At 63.3% G+C, this 15,627-nt stretch carries 17 protein-coding genes; 15 read left to right on the top strand and 2 right to left on the bottom strand.

Annotated features, from left to right (window positions below):
• Positions 1-11: 11 nt before the first annotated feature.
• From fabG to BN1188_RS08425, 9 genes are all read left to right on the top strand, one after another.
• A complete protein-coding gene (gene fabG, locus BN1188_RS08465) occupies positions 12-752 on the top strand; it encodes a 3-oxoacyl-ACP reductase FabG (protein ID WP_040260966.1) in 741 nt (246 codons plus the stop codon).
• 192 nt (positions 753-944) lie between these two features.
• Positions 945-1,181: an acyl carrier protein gene (acpP, locus tag BN1188_RS08460; RefSeq protein ID WP_040260965.1), complete on the top strand. Its 237-nt coding sequence runs from the start codon at positions 945-947 to the stop codon at positions 1,179-1,181.
• A 111-nt stretch (positions 1,182-1,292) separates the two neighbouring features.
• A complete protein-coding gene (fabF, locus tag BN1188_RS08455) occupies positions 1,293-2,537 on the top strand; it encodes a beta-ketoacyl-ACP synthase II (protein WP_040260964.1) in 1,245 nt (414 codons plus the stop codon).
• Positions 2,537-3,352 carry an aminodeoxychorismate lyase gene (pabC, locus tag BN1188_RS08450; RefSeq protein WP_040260963.1) on the top strand — a complete coding sequence of 272 codons (816 nt, stop codon included), beginning with the start codon at positions 2,537-2,539 and terminating at the stop codon, positions 3,350-3,352. Before fabF ends, pabC begins: the two co-directional genes overlap by 1 nt.
• Positions 3,353-3,354: 2 nt before the next feature.
• Positions 3,355-4,461 carry an endolytic transglycosylase MltG gene (gene mltG / locus BN1188_RS08445; RefSeq protein ID WP_040260962.1) on the top strand — a complete coding sequence of 369 codons (1,107 nt, stop codon included), beginning with the start codon at positions 3,355-3,357 and terminating at the stop codon, positions 4,459-4,461.
• An 11-nt stretch (positions 4,462-4,472) separates the two neighbouring features.
• The gene (gene tmk / locus BN1188_RS08440) at positions 4,473-5,105 is read left to right on the top strand and encodes a dTMP kinase (RefSeq protein ID WP_040260961.1); all 633 of its coding nucleotides are present in this window, start codon (positions 4,473-4,475) and stop codon (positions 5,103-5,105) included.
• Positions 5,098-6,093, top strand: coding sequence for a DNA polymerase III subunit delta' (locus BN1188_RS08435; protein ID WP_040260960.1), 996 nt, complete (start codon positions 5,098-5,100; stop codon positions 6,091-6,093). Before tmk ends, BN1188_RS08435 begins: the two co-directional genes overlap by 8 nt.
• Positions 6,094-6,123: 30 nt before the next feature.
• Positions 6,124-6,480 (top strand): PilZ domain-containing protein, encoded by a 357-nt coding sequence (locus tag BN1188_RS08430; protein WP_040260959.1) that lies wholly within the window; start codon positions 6,124-6,126, stop codon positions 6,478-6,480.
• A gap of 24 nt (positions 6,481-6,504) precedes the next feature.
• Positions 6,505-7,293 carry a TatD family hydrolase gene (locus tag BN1188_RS08425; protein ID WP_040260958.1) on the top strand — a complete coding sequence of 263 codons (789 nt, stop codon included), beginning with the start codon at positions 6,505-6,507 and terminating at the stop codon, positions 7,291-7,293.
• Positions 7,294-7,516: 223 nt separating this feature from the next.
• Here BN1188_RS08425 and BN1188_RS08420 read toward each other — a convergent pair whose 3' ends face one another.
• Positions 7,517-8,647 carry an aminotransferase class V-fold PLP-dependent enzyme gene (locus tag BN1188_RS08420; RefSeq protein ID WP_040260957.1) on the bottom strand — a complete coding sequence of 377 codons (1,131 nt, stop codon included), beginning with the start codon at positions 8,645-8,647 and terminating at the stop codon, positions 7,517-7,519.
• A gap of 70 nt (positions 8,648-8,717) precedes the next feature.
• Here BN1188_RS08420 and BN1188_RS08415 point away from each other — a divergent pair, with 70 nt between their 5' ends.
• Positions 8,718-9,356 carry a TetR/AcrR family transcriptional regulator gene (locus BN1188_RS08415; protein ID WP_040260956.1) on the top strand — a complete coding sequence of 213 codons (639 nt, stop codon included), beginning with the start codon at positions 8,718-8,720 and terminating at the stop codon, positions 9,354-9,356.
• A gap of 15 nt (positions 9,357-9,371) precedes the next feature.
• On the opposite strand, the gene BN1188_RS08410 is transcribed toward BN1188_RS08415, so the two are convergent.
• A complete protein-coding gene (locus BN1188_RS08410; protein ID WP_040260955.1) occupies positions 9,372-9,785 on the bottom strand; it encodes a hypothetical protein in 414 nt (137 codons plus the stop codon).
• Positions 9,786-9,881: 96 nt separating this feature from the next.
• Between BN1188_RS08410 and dinG the strand changes: the two genes are divergently transcribed.
• The 5 genes from dinG (at position 9,882) to BN1188_RS08385 (ending at position 15,612) form a co-directional block, all read left to right on the top strand.
• Positions 9,882-12,026 carry an ATP-dependent DNA helicase DinG gene (gene dinG / locus BN1188_RS08405; protein WP_040260954.1) on the top strand — a complete coding sequence of 715 codons (2,145 nt, stop codon included), beginning with the start codon at positions 9,882-9,884 and terminating at the stop codon, positions 12,024-12,026.
• Positions 12,027-12,110: 84 nt separating this feature from the next.
• Positions 12,111-13,256, top strand: a complete 1,146-nt coding sequence (locus BN1188_RS08400) for an EstA family serine hydrolase (protein WP_040260953.1) — start codon at positions 12,111-12,113, stop codon at positions 13,254-13,256.
• 111 nt (positions 13,257-13,367) lie between these two features.
• Entirely contained in the window at positions 13,368-14,390 is a 1,023-nt protein-coding gene (locus tag BN1188_RS08395; RefSeq protein ID WP_040260952.1) for an OmpA family protein, read from the top strand.
• 13 nt (positions 14,391-14,403) lie between these two features.
• Positions 14,404-15,051 (top strand): pyridoxamine 5'-phosphate oxidase, encoded by a 648-nt coding sequence (pdxH, locus tag BN1188_RS08390; protein WP_040260951.1) that lies wholly within the window; start codon positions 14,404-14,406, stop codon positions 15,049-15,051.
• A gap of 96 nt (positions 15,052-15,147) precedes the next feature.
• Positions 15,148-15,612: an outer membrane lipoprotein gene (locus BN1188_RS08385; RefSeq protein ID WP_040260950.1), complete on the top strand. Its 465-nt coding sequence runs from the start codon at positions 15,148-15,150 to the stop codon at positions 15,610-15,612.
• Positions 15,613-15,627 lie beyond the last annotated feature (15 nt).

The raw sequence follows: 15,627 nt of genomic DNA, 5'->3' as shown, positions 1-15,627 counted from the left end.
GAGAAGCTGGCATGAGCCTGCAAGGTAAAGTGGCACTGGTGACCGGTGCGAGTCGTGGCATCGGCCAGGCGATTGCCCTGGAACTGGGCCGCCAGGGCGCGGTTGTGGTCGGTACCGCAACCAGCGCTTCCGGGGCCGAGCGCATCAGCGCCACCCTCAAGGAGCACGGCATCGAAGGTATCGGCCTTGAGCTGAACGTCTGCGATGACGCGTCCGTGGCCGCGGCCTTGGCCAGCATCACCGAGCGCTTCGGCGCGCCGGCGATTCTGGTCAACAACGCCGGTATCACCCGTGACAACCTGATGCTGCGCATGAAGGACGATGAATGGTTCGATGTCATCGACACCAACCTGAACAGCCTGTACCGGCTGTCCAAGGCGGTTCTGCGGGGCATGACCAAGGCGCGCTGGGGCCGTATCATCAGTATCGGCTCGGTGGTGGGTGCCATGGGCAACGCCGGCCAAGTAAACTACGCCGCGGCCAAGGCTGGCCTGGAAGGGTTCAGCCGCGCCCTGGCGCGTGAAGTGGGCTCGCGTGGGATCACCGTCAACTCGGTGACCCCAGGGTTCATCGACACGGACATGACCCGCGAGCTGCCGGAAGCGCAGCGCGAGGGGCTGTTGAGCCAGATCCCTCTGGGCCGCCTGGGCCAGGCCGAGGAAATCGCCAAGGTGGTGGGTTTCCTGGCTTCCGAGGGCGCCGCTTATGTCACCGGCGCGACCGTTCCGGTCAACGGCGGCATGTACATGTGATCCAGCTCAATCGGGCGTGGCGGAAAAAATGTCATACATAGCGCCCGAAAATCCGTTATAAAGCTGCATCCGATTATCGAGGTCGCTGGCCGGTGTTCAGCGGGGGCGCATTCAGCTTGAAATGCGGTCCCCTTCCTATAAACTTACACACCGGCCAGTTGCCAGACTATCCACTAGGAGTGAAAACTAGGTATGAGCACCATCGAAGAACGCGTCAAGAAAATCGTTGCCGAGCAACTGGGCGTCAAGGAAGAGGAAGTTGTCAACTCCGCCAGCTTCGTCGAAGACCTGGGTGCCGATTCTCTTGACACCGTCGAGCTGGTAATGGCCCTCGAAGAAGAATTCGAAACCGAAATTCCAGACGAAGAAGCCGAGAAGATCACCACCGTTCAGGCAGCCATCGACTACGTCAACGCCCATCAGGGCTGATTGTCGCACTCGACGCTTCTTGTCTTGGGAAAACCGCACTGCCTTCGTGGGCGTGCGGTTTTTTCATTAAATGAGGCAAGAAGGTGAAACAAAGTATTGAAGGAGAACCCTGTGTCGCGTAGACGCGTCGTGGTCACTGGAATGGGCATGCTGTCGCCATTGGGCGTCGACGTGCCAAGCACCTGGCAAGGCATTCTGGCCGGCCAAAGCGGCATCGGTCCTATCGAGCATACGGACCTCTCAGCGTTTTCCACCCGTTTTGGCGGTTCGGTCAAGGGTTTCGACGTTGCTCAATACCTTGCACCGAAAGAAGCGCGCAAGCTCGATCTCTTCATCCAGTACGGCCTCGCCGCCGGCTTTCAGGCCGTGCGCGATGCCGGGCTGGACATCACCGACGACAACCGTGAACGCATCGGCGTGGCCATGGGTTCCGGCATCGGTGGCCTGACCAACATCGAAGACACCAGCCGCACCTTGCATGATCAGGGGCCACGGCGGATATCGCCCTTCTTCGTGCCGGGCTCGATCATCAACATGATCTCAGGCTTCCTGTCCATCCACCTGGGTATCCAGGGGCCGAACTATGCCATCTCCACGGCATGCACCACGGGCACCCATTGCATTGGCATGGCCGCGCGCAACATCGCCTATGGCGAAGCGGACGTGATGATCGCCGGCGGTGCCGAGATGGCCGCCTGTGGCCTTGGCATGGGTGGCTTCGGCGCGGCACGGGCATTGTCCACGCGCAACGACGAGCCTACCCGGGCCAGCCGACCCTGGGACAAGGGCCGCGATGGCTTCGTGCTGTCCGATGGCGCAGGCGCCCTGGTGCTCGAGGAACTGGAACACGCCCGGGCCCGTGGCGCACGGATCTATGCCGAGTTGGTGGGCTTCGGTACCAGTGGCGATGCCTTCCACATGACCTCGCCGCCCGAGGATGGCGCCGGCGCTGCCCGCTGCATGGCCAATGCCCTGAAGGATGCCGGCCTGGCGCCGGAAGCCGTTCAGTACATCAATGCCCACGGAACCTCGACCTCGGCGGGTGACCTGGCCGAAGTACGCGCGATCAAGACAGTCTTCGGGGAGCATGCCCACAGGCTGGCGGTGAGCTCCACCAAATCCATGGTTGGCCATCTGCTGGGGGCCGCGGGCGCGGTGGAAGCCATCTTCAGCGTCCTGGCGATCCGCGATCAGGTGGCGCCACCCACCATCAACCTGGACGAGCCCGACGAAGACTGTGACCTGGACTTTGTGCCCCATGAGGCACGCAAGATGCCGATCGATGTGGTGTTGTCGAACTCGTTCGGCTTTGGTGGTACCAACGGCTCCCTGGTATTCCGCCGGTTCGTCGAGTGATGGAACCCTGGGTCGATGGCCAGCCGGCGTCCGACATAAACCTGGCCAATCGCGGCCTGGCCTATGGTGACGGACTGTTCGAAACCATCGGTGTGCGTGGCGGCCGGCCTAGCCTGCTGGAGCGCCACCTGGCTCGCCTGGCCCTGGGATGCCAGCGGCTGGGGTTGGCTTTCCACGAAGCGCTTATCCGCGCTGAGCTGCGGGCCTATGCTCTGAGGCTGGGGGAGGGTGTGCTCAAGCTTATCCTCACCCGGGGCGACAGCCCGCGTGGCTATGCGGCGGATGGCGCCGCCGCGCCCAGGCGCATCCTCCAGGGGGCGCCCTGGCCAGAGTATCCGGCGCAGCGGCAGCAGGAGGGCGTCGCGATCTTCCCGTGTCGCACACCGCTGGCGCTGCAACCGGCCCTAGCGGGCCTCAAGCATCTGAACCGGCTGGAACAGGTGTTGGCCCGCGCCGAGTGGCAGAGCCCGGACTACGCCGAGGGCCTGATGCTCGATACCGAGGGTCGGGTTATCGAAGGTGTGTTCAGCAACCTGTTTCTAGTGCATGAAAAGCGCTTGCTCACCCCGGACCTGCGCCGTTGTGGAGTGGCGGGTACACTGCGTGCCGAGCTGCTGGCCCTGTGCGCTGGCGAGGGCGAGCCTGTCGCGGTCGAGGACGTGTCCCTGACAAGACTCGGCGAGGCCAGTGAAGTGTTCATGTGCAATAGCCTCTATGGTATCTGGCCGGTGCGCCGTTGCGGCGGGCTGAGCTGGCCGGTAGGGCCGCGCACCCGTAAACTCCAGCAGATCGCCCGCGAACTTGTGGATACCTGATAGTGCTACGCAAACTTCTGCTGCTACTTGAAACCCTGGTGGTCATCGCGGGCATTGCCATCGGCCTGGCCGTCTGGCGGGTACAGGCAGTGTTGGACCAGTCACTGACCCTGCCTGGCGAGCAGTTGATCGATGTGCCCCAGGGCGCATCGCCGGGAGGCATGCTCAATCGGCTGGAAGAGCAGGGCGCACTCAGTGGCGCGTTCTGGGCGCGGCTGTACTGGCGCTTCAATCTGGATGGCCAGCCGCTGCATACCGGGGAATACCGGGTCGGCCCCGATACCCGGGTACATGAACTGCTCGGCCTGTGGCAGCGTGGCGAGGTGGTCCAGTACAGCCTGACCCTGGTGGAGGGCTGGACGTTCCATCAGGCACGCGCGTTGCTGGCGCGCCAGGAAAAGCTCAAGCAAACCCTCACCGGGCTCAGCGACGAACAGGTGATGGAAAAGCTGGGCCATCCCGGTGTGGTGCCGGAAGGGCGGTTTTTCCCGGATACCTATCGCTACGTCAAGGGGATGACCGATGCGCAACTCCTGGAGCTGGCGTTTACCCGCCTGGAGACGGTGCTCGCCCAGGAATGGCAGAACCGAGCGCAAGGCCTGCCCTACGGCGACCCATATCAGGCGCTGATCATGGCCTCGCTGGTGGAGAAGGAAACCGGCGTACCCCAGGAGCGCGGGGAGATCGCCGGTGTCTTCGTACGCCGCCTCGCCGCCGGCATGTTGCTGCAAACGGACCCGACCGTGATCTACGGCATGGGCGAGCGTTACACCGGTCGTATCACTCGCGCCGACTTGCGCGAGCCCAGCCCGTACAACACTTACCTGAATCCCGGCCTGCCGCCGACGCCGATTGCCCTGGCCGGGCGTGAGGCGATCCATGCCGCGCTCAATCCGACCGAAGGCAGCAGCTTGTATTTCGTCGCCAAGGGCGATGGCAGCCATGTGTTCTCCGATGACATCGAGGCGCACAACCAGGCCGTGCGCCAGTATCAGCTCAAGCGCCGAGCCGATTACCGCTCCAGCCCAGCGCCATTGCCTTCGACCAATTCCGACAGCCAGGGGCAGCCGGCCCCGGAGACGCCTGCCGAGGCGCCGTCACAACCATGAGGAATGTCTGCTTGAGCGGTTTGTTCATCACCCTGGAAGGCCCGGAAGGGGCCGGAAAAAGCACCAACCGCGAGTTCCTGGCCGCGCACTTGCGTGCCGCCGGGCTGGAAGTCCAGCTCACCCGCGAACCAGGTGGCACGCCCTTGGCCGAACGGATCCGCGAGCTATTGCTGGCACCGAGCGACGAGTCCATGGCCGTGGATACCGAATTGTTGCTGATGTTCGCCGCCCGCGCCCAGCACTTGGAGCAGGTGATACGGCCTGCCCTGGAGCGCGGCGCCATCGTGTTGTGCGATCGTTTTACCGATGCTACCTACGCCTACCAGGGCGGCGGCCGTGGCGTACCGCTGTCTCGCATCGCAGAGCTGGAAGCCTTCGTCCAAGGGCCGTTGCGCCCTGACCTGACCCTGGTGTTCGACCTGCCGGTTGAAGTGGGCCTGGCCAGGGCGGCGGCACGCGGGCAGCTGGATCGCTTCGAGCGCGAGGGGCAGGGCTTTTTCGAAGCAGTGCGTCAGGCCTACCTGGCCCGAGCCAAGGCTGACCCACAGCGTTATGAAGTCATCGACGCCAGCCAGTCCCTGGCCGAGGTTCAAAATCGCCTGCTGGCAGGCTTGCCGCGTTGGCTGGAGCGCGCCCGTGGCTGAACTCTACGCCTGGCAGGCTGCGCTCTGGGCTCAGCTCAGCGGCCGTCGGGAACACGCCCACGCGTATTTGTTGCAAGGGCCTTCCGGCATTGGCAAGCGCGCCCTGGCCGAACGTCTTGGGTCCTTGCTGCTGTGCCATTCACCGAAGGATGGGCAGGCGCGCAGCGCCTGTGGTGAGTGCAAAGGCTGCCGCTTGTTGGCCGCCGGGAGCCATCCCGACAGCTTCCTGCTTCAGCCCGAGGAAGCAGACAAGGCGATTCTTGTCGACCAGGTAAGGCGCCTGGTGGATTTCGTCGCCCAGACCGCCCAGCTAGGAGGGCGGAAGGTGGTACTGGTGGAGCCGGTGGAGGCCTTGAATCTGAACGCGGCCAACGCGCTGCTCAAGAGCCTCGAAGAGCCGTCTGGCGATACGGTAATGTTGCTGGTCAGCCATCAGCCCAGCCGCTTGCTACCGACCATTCGCAGCCGTTGCGTCCAGCAGGCCTGCCCATTGCCGAGCCCGAGCCAGGCCAATGAGTGGCTTGCCGATCGCTTGCCGGATGTAAGTGCGCAAGCGCGCCAGCAGTTGCTTGCCTTGGCGGCGGGCTCGCCCCTGGCCGCCTTCCAGTTGCAGGAGCAGTCCGTGCTCGACCAGCGCGCCCTGGTGGTAGAAGGGATAAAGCGTTTGCTCAAGCAGCAGCAAAGCCCTACGCAGTTGGCCGAAAGCTGGAATGGGGTGCCTCTGATCTGGCTGCTCGACTGGTTCTGTGACTGGTCCCAGCGTATCCTGCGCTATCAGCTGACCCAGGATCCGGAAGGCCTGGGCTTGAGCGACATGCACAAGGTACTGCAATATCTCGCCCAGAAAGCGCCAACTGGCAAAGTAGTGGCCATTCAGGATTGGTTGCTTCAACATCGCCAGAAGGTGTTGACCAAGGCGAACCTCAACCGTGTATTGCTACTCGAAACCTTACTCGTCTCCTGGCTGGGCTTGACCGGCCAGGCGTGAGCGCAGGTTTCCTCGTAGTAAGGAATCACCATGAACCAGCCCACCGCTTCCGGGCCGCGCAGCGGCATACTTTCTTTGACGATCAAGGACAAGGCGGTGCTGTATGCCGCGTACATGCCGTTCATCAAGAACGGCGGCCTGTTCATTCCCACGGCTAAAAGCTATCACCTGGGCGATGAGCTGTTCATGTTGCTCAACCTGATGGACGAACCGGAAAAGATCCCGGTCGCTGGCAAGGTCGTCTGGATCACTCCCCGTGGCGCTCAGGGAAACCGAGCGGCCGGGGTAGGTGTACAGTTCAACGAGGGAGACGATACCGCGCGCAACAAGATCGAAACCTACCTTGCCGGCGCGCTCAAGTCAGACCGCCCCACCCACACCATGTAGATGCCCATGACTGCCTGTGTTCCCATGCTTGTCGATTCCCACTGCCACCTTGACCGTCTTGACCTCAGTGCCCACAACGGCTCGCTGGAGGCCGCCCTCGATGCCGCCCGCTCGCGCGGCGTGGGGCACTTCCTCTGCATTGGCGTGAGCGCCGAGAATGCCGAGGCGGTGCGCAACCTGGCCGGACGCTACCCGGACGTGGACTGCTCGGTGGGCATTCATCCGCTGGACGTCGCGCCTACGGGAGTTCCAGACTTGCAGTGGCTGCTTGCCGAGCTGGACCATCCTCATGTGGTAGCCATTGGTGAAACCGGGCTGGATTATCACTACGAACCGGAAACCGCCGAGGTTCAGAAGGCTTCCTTCCAGTTGCATCTGGACGCTGCCAAGGTCACGGGCAAGCCGGTGATCGTACACACGCGCGCGGCCCAGGCGGACACTCTGGCCCTGCTAAAGGCTGCGGCGTTGCCCCAGGCCGGCGTGCTGCACTGCTTCACGGAAGACTGGGCAATGGCCGAGGCGGCCCTTGACCTGGGCTTCTACATTTCCCTGTCCGGCATCGTGACCTTCCGCAATGCGGAGGCGTTGCGAGAGGTGGCTCGCAAGGTTCCGGCGGATCGGCTGCTGGTGGAAACGGACTCGCCTTACCTGGCGCCCATTCCCTACCGGGGCAAGCCCAACCTTCCCCAGTATGTGTATGAAGTAGCCGCCTTCCTGGCGGATCTGCGCGGCGTGCCTTTCACGGAACTGGCCGCTCAGACCACCGAAAACTTCCGTCGGCTGTTTCCACTCTCCCGAGCGCGCTCAGCGTAACGGCGCCAGCCCGGCAAAAAAAACCCGGGTTCTGGGGGGGAATCCGGGTCAAGACCATTAGGAGTAAAACAAAGGTGCGCGGTCCGTCGACACCTTTATCGGCGTACCCTATGGGGGGTAGGGGTCGCCAACATCTTTAGTATCGGCGAGCTTTAGCCTTCGTCCACCGGCTAGTGATCATTTTTTAAACAGATTTGGAATGAAAAGCCGCGGTTTTGACACCTCAAGCGCTCAAACGACGCACTATCGACAGGGCCCGGTCGACCGTTTGCTCACTGGTATAGAAATGGGGCGAGAAGCGTACTCCTTTTCCGCGAGGAATACAGATTACGCCCTCGGCCATGAGTCGCTGCTGCAGGGCAATGCTGTCCTTGCCTTCCACGTTGAATGAAAAGATGCCAGCCCGCCGCTGCACGGCGAGAGGTGAGTGAATGCGTGCGCCCGGCAGGGCTTCGATGCCGGTGATCAGCTGATCGATCCGTTGTTGAATGGCGGACTGCACGTTTTCCATTCCGACTTCTTCCAGCAGGCCAAGGCTTGCCTCCAGCGCCATGGTGCCAAGGATGTTCGGGCTGCCGCATTCGAAGCGCCGGGCGCTCTCGGCTGGCGCCCAGCTGTCACGGCTGTAGTCGCCCATATGCTGCACCATGTGCCAGCCATACTCCTGCAGGCGCAAGCGCGGGCGTAGCTCGGCCCGGCAATAGAAAACCCCAAGGCCTTCAGGGCCAAGCATCCATTTATGGCCATCGGCCATGGCGAAATCGCACTCGTAGGCCTGCACGTCGAAAGGTGCGGCTCCAAGCTGCTGGATGGCATCGACGCAAAAGAGCACATCCAGTTCCTGGCAGCCACGGCCGAGCCGCGGCAGGTCCATTTTCAGGCCGCTGGCATATTGCACGGCGCTGATCGCCAGCAGGCGGGTGCGCGGACCACAGGCCGCGAGCAAGGCAGCTTCCGGATCAGGCTGGTTAAGGTCGACCTTGACCACCCGTACGCCCTGGGGCGCTAGCGCCTCCCAGACGATGCGGTTGGAAGGAAACTCCTCGGCACTGATGACAACCTCGTCGCCGTCCGCCCAATCCAGCCCGAACGCCACGAAGGACAGCGCCTCGGACGTATTCTTCACCAGTGCTATGTCATCGGTGGAAGGGGCGTTGAGCAGCCGAGACAAACGTTCGCGCAGGCGTTGCTCGACGGTGAGCCAGGCAGGGTAGTGGCGGGCGCCCTGTTGGACGTTTTCCTGGGCGAAACGGGCAACCGCCTCGGCGCTGCGACGGGGCCAGGGCGAAACTGCCGCATGGTTGAGATAAACAAGGCCCTCGGCCTGGGGAAATTCGTCGCTGAACCTGGACATAAATGGATGATCCGTGCAATTTGACGCCATATAGGCATAATACCCGCTTCGATTCAGCCCCGGTCCGTGTATGCAGAAAGAACCTCGAAAGGTCCGCGAATTCCGCCGAAGGGAACAGGAAATCCTCGACACGGCGCTCAAGCTGTTCCTTGAACAGGGCGAGGACAGCGTTACGGTGGAGATGATCGCCGATGCGGTGGGCATCGGCAAAGGGACCATCTACAAGCATTTCAAATCCAAGGCCGAGATCTACTTGCGGTTGATGCTCGACTACGAGCGCGACCTCAATAGCCTGCTCCAGTCAGCGGACGTGGATCGTGACAAGGAAGCCTTGTCCCGGGCGTATTTCGAGTTCCGCATGCGCGACCCGCAGCGCTACCGCCTGTTCGACCGGCTCGAGGAGAAGGTGGTCAAGGGCAGCCAGGTGCCCGACATGGTCAGCGAGCTGCACAGCATCCGTGCCTCGAACTTCGATCGCCTCACTCAGCTGATCAAGGGGCGCATCGATGAGGGCAAGCTCGAAAACGTGCCTCCCTATTTCCACTACTGTGCCTCATGGGCGCTTGTCCACGGCGCTGTGGCCCTCTATCACTCGCCGTTCTGGAGCAGTGTGCTGGAAGATCAGGAAGGCTTCTTCCAGTTTCTGATGGACATCGGCGTGCGCATGGGCAACAAGCGCAAGCGCGAGGGTGATACCGGCGGCGCCTGATCTTTCTCCGGGCGCCTATGCCGACGTGCTGATCCCCAGGGCAGTGCCCAGGGCCAACAGTGCCGCCGCGACGGACAACTGCCAGCGCATGGTCCGCGTATGGCCGGGCCTTGTGGCAACCTGAGCGTTGGCTATTTCCGGCAATCGCGCGAGGGTCACCCGGGCCCAGAGCGCGCCCGCGCCCAGGGTGGCGCCCAGTTGCCAATGAACGGGACGCGGCGCGGTTTCCAGGCCGGGAAAACGGGCGCGGAACCAGATCACCAGACACGCGACGGTCAAGGCCAGCGCGAGTCCTGCCAGGATGCAACCGCGACGAAGGGCCGCTTCGTGGCCCGAGCGGCAGGCGGCATACAGCAGCGCCGCGCAGCAAAGGGCGCTTGCCACGGCCAGGGCGATCTGGCTGTTGAAAAGAAAAGTTGTGGAGTTCATCGGGGTTTGGGTCGGCGGCCTGGGCAATAGCGGGTATGATAGCCTCCTTCCTCGAAATACTGATAATCCATACAGCCCTTCGGGCCGCACGTACCCATGCTCAGTACTGAATTGAAATCCACCATCCAGGGCGCCTACAGCCGCTTTCTCGAGGCCAAGGGCCTGAAGGCTCGCTATGGCCAGCGGCTGATGATCGCCGAAGTGGCCAAGGCCCTCGGGGCCGTGCCCGTGGATGAAGAAGGGCGTCGCGTGGGCGAGCCCGCCGTGGTCGCCGTGGAAGCAGGCACCGGTACCGGCAAGACGGTCGCCTACAGCCTGGCCGCCATCCCCGCCGCCAAGGCCGCTGGCAAACGCTTGGTCATCGCTACGGCCACCGTTGCCCTGCAAGAGCAGATCGTCCATAAAGACCTGCCCGATATCATGCGCAACGCCGGGCTGAACTTCAGCTTCGCCCTGGCCAAGGGACGCGGCCGTTATCTGTGCCTGTCCAAGCTCGACGCTCTGCTGCAGGAGGGCCAGGCGCAGAACGCCACCGCCCAGCTGTTCGAGGACGAAGGCTTTTCCATCGACGTGGACGAGGCCAGCCTCAAGCTGTTCACCAAAATGATAGAAAAGCTGGCGGGCAACCGTTGGGACGGTGACCGGGACAGCTGGCCGGAAGCCCTGGAGGATCCGGTATGGGCGCGCCTGACCACTGATCATAGCCAGTGCACCAACCGGCACTGCCCCAATTTCCAGCAGTGCACCTTCTTCAAGGCGCGGGAAGGCATGGGCAAGGTAGACGTGATCGTTACCAACCACGACATGGTCCTGGCAGACCTGGCCCTTGGCGGCGGCGCGGTATTGCCAGACCCGAAGGACACGCTCTACGTGTTCGACGAGGGCCATCACCTTCCCGACAAAGCCATCGGCCATTTCGCCCATTTCACCCGACTGCGCTCCACCGCCGACTGGCTGGAGCAGACGGCGCGCAACCTGACCAAGTTGCTGGCGCAACATCCTTTGCCTGGAGACCTGGGCAAACTCATCGAGCAGGTGCCTGAGCTGGCCCGCGAGCTCAAGGCGCAACTGCAGTTCATGTTCGGCGCGTGCGAGCAGCTGGCGGACTTTCGCCCCGGTGAAGACATGGAAGGCCGCGAACGCCCGCGCCATCGATTTGTCGGCGGGTTGGTGCCCGAGCATATACGGGAAATGGGGCTGGAACTGAAAAAAGGCTTCGCCCGCCTGACGGACCTGTACACCCGGCTGGCGGAATTGCTCAAGGAAGGGATGGAAGGCGAGGTGAATATCGGCATCGCCAGCCATCAGGCGGAGGAGTGGTACCCCTTGTTCGGCAGCCTGCTGGCCAGGGCCCAGGGCAGTTGGGAGCTTTGGGTGGCCTTCACCGCCGAAGATCCGGAAGGCAGCCCACCCATGGCCCGTTGGCTGACCCTGGTGGAAGCCGGCTCGTTCCATGACCTGGAGGTGAACGCCAGCCCCATCCTGGCGGCGGAAATGCTACGTCGCAACCTGTGGAACGTCGCCTTCGGCGCCCTGGTGACATCCGCCACCCTGACGGCCCTGGGGCGTTTCGATCGCTTCCGCATGCGCGCGGGCCTGCCACGGGACGCGGTCACCGCCGTGGTACCGAGCCCCTTCCACCATGCCGACGCCGGGCTGCTTCGCGTGCCGGACCTACGGGCGGACCCGCGAGATGCGGCGGCGCATACCGCCGCGATCATCCGGGAACTGCCCGGACTGGTGGAAGGCTCCCGGGGCTCGCTCGTGCTCTTTTCCTCGCGGCGGCAAATGCAGGACGTGTTCGACGGCCTGGACCGGGAGTGGCGGCGCCAGGTGTTCATCCAAGGCAACCTGTCAAAGCAGGAAACCTTGAACAAGCACAAGGCGCGGGTGGACGGCGGCGAAAGCAGCGTGCTTTTCGGCCTTGCCAGTTTCGCCGAAGGGGTGGATTTGCCCGGCGCCTACTGCGAGCACGTGGTCATCGCCAAGATTCCCTTCGCGGTACCCGACGACCCGGTAGAGGCGGCCCTGGCCGAATGGATCGAGGCGCGCGGCGGCAACCCCTTCATGGAGATCGCCGTGCCCGATGCTTCTCTGCGCCTGATCCAGGCCTGCGGCCGGTTGCTGCGAACCGAACAGGACCGGGGCATGATCACCCTGCTGGATCGCCGCGTAGTCACTCAACGGTATGGCAAGGCCATTCTCGATGCATTGCCGCCATTCCGCCGGGAGATAGCCTAGTGTTGGCTCGAGGGCGCTTCCCAAAGGCTTGAATCGCTGAAACAATGCGCAGCATTCAAATTCCTGCCTTTCCCGGAGCCTCCCGTGCTGATCAACGGCCATTATTCGCTGGAGTTCGAGCCCGTGCGCGAAGCCTTCGCCGCGCTGTTCGAAGACCATCAGGAGCGTGGGGCCGCGCTTTGCGTTCAAGTGAACGGCGAAACCGTGATCGACCTCTGGGCCGGCACCAGCGACAAGGACCGCGGCGAGGCTTGGCATAGCGATACCCTGGTCAACCTCTTTTCCTGTACCAAGACATTCACCGCGGTGGCAGTGCTTCAATTGGCCGCCGAAGGCAAGCTTGGCCTGGACAAGCCAGTAGCCGACTATTGGCCGGAGTTCGCCAGCAATGGAAAAGGTGCCATCACGGTGCGTCAGTTGCTCTGCCATCGTGCCGGCTTGCCGGCGCTGCGTGAACTGCTGCCAGCCGAGGCATTGTACGATTGGAACGCCATGACTCGCGCCCTGGCTGCCGAAGCGCCCTGGTGGGAGCCTGGCACCGCCCATGGCTACGCTGCCATTACCTATGGCTGGCTGCTGGGTGAGCTGATCCGCCGAGTGGACGGGCGTAGCCCTGGCCGCGCCATTGTCGAGCGGGTCGCGCGGCCCTTGCAGCTGGATTTCCATATCGGACTGGCTGATAGCGAATTTTACCGCGTGGCCCATGTAGCCCGAGGCAAAGGCAACCCTGGTGACGCGGCCGCCCAGCGGCTGTTGCAGGTCACTCTGCGTGAGCCCGAAGCCATGCCGACCCGAGCTTTCACCAATCCGCCGTCCATCCTCACCAGCACCAACAAGCCGGAATGGCGGCGGATGGAACAGCCCGCCGCCAATGGTCACGGCAATGCACGCAGCCTGGCCGGCTTCTATCAGGGGCTGCTCGAAGGCAGCCTGCTCGACAGCGAGTGGCTTGCCGAACTTACCCGGGAGCATAGCCAGGGTGAGGACCTGACCCTGCTGACGCCGACACGCTTCGGCCTGGGCTGCATGCTCGATCAACCGGGCCTGGCCAACGCTACCTTCGGCCTGGGTCCCTATGCCTTTGGCCATCCCGGAGCGGGCGGTTCTGTAGGCTTCGCCGACCCGCAACGGGGTGTGGCCTTCGGCTTCGTTACTCATACACTGGGGCCGTATATTCTCATGGACCCTCGTGCCCAGCGCCTTGCCCAGGCAGTGGCGCAGTGCCTGTGAATGCCATGCGACCGACGGTATTCCACCAGGCGCGGAATGTTCTACCATCCAATCAACGATTTATGTGGGTTTCTTAACCCAGTTTATTGACACCAAATTTCCGGACCGATCATGTACGCCAAGAAGACTCTCGCTTTTGCCCTGTGCCTGGCCATCACCGGGTGCGCCCATACCTCGCAGGACAACACTGGCGACGCTGGTGCGAGCTGGTGGCCCTTCGGTAAGGGGAAGGACGCTACCGCCGAAGTGGTCAAGGACGACAGCGTAGAGAAAGCCGTGCAGGATCGTGTCGCCAAGGCTGAAGCAGCCTCGGAGGCCAAGGCCGCCAGCGAAGGGCACTGGTGGTGGCCGTTCGGGGGCGACAGCAAGGCGGTGCCTGCCCAGGCTGCCGCTGGCAAGGGCGCGCCACCCGCGGCGATCGCCGCCGCCGCCAAGGTAGACCCGCAGGTGACCAAGGCCTGGCTGGATGCCTATGAGCCCAAGCTGCGTGAGGCGATCAAGGGCAGCAAGTTCCAGCTGGAGCGTCACGAAGACATGCTGGTGGTCACCGCTCCGGTCGATGGTTCCTTCAACCCGGACCGTCCCGCCATGTTGCTGCCCGTGTCCCTGGCACCGATCACCAACGTGGCCAAGGCCCTGGAAAACGATTCGAAGACCTCCGTGCTGATTCTCGGCCACGCCGACAGCTCGGGCACGGCGGATGTGAACAAGAAGGTGAGCCTGGAACGTGCCCAGTCCATCGCGGCCATTTTCCGTCTCAGCGGCCTGCAGCGTAACCGCCTGAGCACCCGTGGCCTGGGCGCGGTGGTGCCGCGCGCGGCCAATGACAGCCCGGCGGGCCGCGCCCTCAACCGTCGCGTGGAAATGCTGGTCACGCCTGAGAGCGGCATGGCCACGCTGATGGCCAAGTATGACCAGCCGACGCCCGTCGCAGCCGCCATAGTCGCGCTGCAGGACGTGAAAGCTGTGCCGGACGCGCCAAAGGCCGCGCCAGCCGCTCCGGCCAAGAAAGCCGCCAGCGGCAAGAAGGGCAGCGCCAAGCCTGCCGCGACCGCTGCCAAGAAAAAGGCTACCCCGGCCAAGAAAGTGACCACGGCGAAGAAAGCCGTCGCCGACCAGCAGGCGAAGAACTGAGCGAGCCGCGGCCATGAGCAAATCCCTGGCGGACATGCGCCGCGACTACACCCGCGACGGCCTGAGTGAAAGTCAGGCTCCCGCGAGCCCTTTCGAACTGTTCCGGCAATGGTTCAGCGAAGCTGTTGAAACCGAGCAATTGCCGGTCGAGGCCAATGCCATGTCCCTGGCCACGGTAGACAGCGAAGGCCGGCCCCATTGTCGGGTGTTGCTGCTCAAGGGCATGGATGAGCAGGGCTTCACCTTTTTCACCAACTACGAGAGCGCCAAGGGCCAGCACCTGGCCCTCAATGCGTTCGCGGCCATGACGTTCTTCTGGCCTACCCTCGAACGCCAGGTGCGGATCGAAGGGCGCGCCCTGAAGGTCAGCGCGGCAGAATCAGAGGCCTATTACCAGGTGCGACCGCTTGGTAGCCGTATCGGTGCGTGGGCGTCTCCGCAGAGCAGGCCGATCGCTGATCGCGCAGAGCTGGAGGCACTGCTGGCGGCTACGCATGAACGTTTTGGCGACACGCCTCCCAGTTGCCCGGACCACTGGGGCGGGTATCGCCTGGTGCCTGACCGTATCGAGTTCTGGCAAGGGCGTTCCAGCCGCCTGCACGACCGTTTGGACTACCGGCTGCATCAAGGCCGCTGGGAGCGCTGCCGCCTGGCCCCCTGATCGGCCCTTGCCTGGGAATACTTCAAAATCGCGCGGTTTCGTGACACCCTTCCGGTGACGGCGTCTAATTGCTGTCTGTCCTACGGAGCTAGATTCATGCGCAATTCTGTTGTTCTTGCCAGTTGTTTCACTGCCCTTACCGTATTGCTCAGCGGCTGTGCATCCAGCCTTACCGGCGATACCTATTCCCGTGACGAAGCTCGCCGTGTCCAGACCGTACGCATGGGCACCATCGAATCCCTGCGCCCGGTAAAAATCGAAGGCACCAAGACGCCTATCGGTGCCGGTGCTGGCGCTGTGGTAGGCGGTGTGGCCGGCAGCTCCGTGGGCGGCGGCCGTGGCAGCCTGGTGGCGGCGGTCATCGGTGCCGTCGCTGGCGGCTTGCTGGGCTCGGCGACTGAAGAGGGCATCACTCGCGCCCAGGGCGTGGAGATCACCGTTCGCGAAGACGACGGCAGCACTCGTGCCTACGTTCAGCAGGTACAGGAAAACGAAGTGTTCCGTGTCGGCGAGCGTGTACGCATCATGACCGTCGACGGCACCAGCCGCGTCAGTCACTAAGCCAGGGAAGGGCGG

The sequence above is a fragment of the Pseudomonas massiliensis genome, assembly GCF_000826105.1.
Lineage (GTDB): Bacteria > Pseudomonadota > Gammaproteobacteria > Pseudomonadales > Pseudomonadaceae > Aquipseudomonas > Aquipseudomonas massiliensis.
The sequence above is the reverse complement of the archived record's forward strand: the minus strand, read 5'-3'. Positions and strand labels throughout refer to the sequence as shown.

Bases quoted from the DNA above. Each gene is read 5' to 3' on its own strand.
- pabC (WP_040260963.1), top strand. From the start codon at position 2,537: ATGGAACCCTGGGTCGATGGCCAGCCGGCGTCCGACATAAACCTGGCC.
- dinG (WP_040260954.1), top strand. From the start codon at position 9,882: ATGCTCAGTACTGAATTGAAATCCACCATCCAGGGCGCCTACAGCCGC.
- acpP (WP_040260965.1), top strand. From the start codon at position 945: ATGAGCACCATCGAAGAACGCGTCAAGAAAATCGTTGCCGAGCAACTG.
- BN1188_RS08410 (WP_040260955.1), bottom strand. From the start codon at position 9,785: ATGAACTCCACAACTTTTCTTTTCAACAGCCAGATCGCCCTGGCCGTG.
- BN1188_RS08430 (WP_040260959.1), top strand. From the start codon at position 6,124: ATGAACCAGCCCACCGCTTCCGGGCCGCGCAGCGGCATACTTTCTTTG.
- BN1188_RS08385 (WP_040260950.1), top strand. From the start codon at position 15,148: ATGCGCAATTCTGTTGTTCTTGCCAGTTGTTTCACTGCCCTTACCGTA.
- BN1188_RS08420 (WP_040260957.1), bottom strand. From the start codon at position 8,647: ATGTCCAGGTTCAGCGACGAATTTCCCCAGGCCGAGGGCCTTGTTTAT.
- BN1188_RS08415 (WP_040260956.1), top strand. From the start codon at position 8,718: ATGCAGAAAGAACCTCGAAAGGTCCGCGAATTCCGCCGAAGGGAACAG.
- fabG (WP_040260966.1), top strand. From the start codon at position 12: ATGAGCCTGCAAGGTAAAGTGGCACTGGTGACCGGTGCGAGTCGTGGC.
- pdxH (WP_040260951.1), top strand. From the start codon at position 14,404: ATGAGCAAATCCCTGGCGGACATGCGCCGCGACTACACCCGCGACGGC.
- BN1188_RS08395 (WP_040260952.1), top strand. From the start codon at position 13,368: ATGTACGCCAAGAAGACTCTCGCTTTTGCCCTGTGCCTGGCCATCACC.
- BN1188_RS08425 (WP_040260958.1), top strand. From the start codon at position 6,505: ATGCTTGTCGATTCCCACTGCCACCTTGACCGTCTTGACCTCAGTGCC.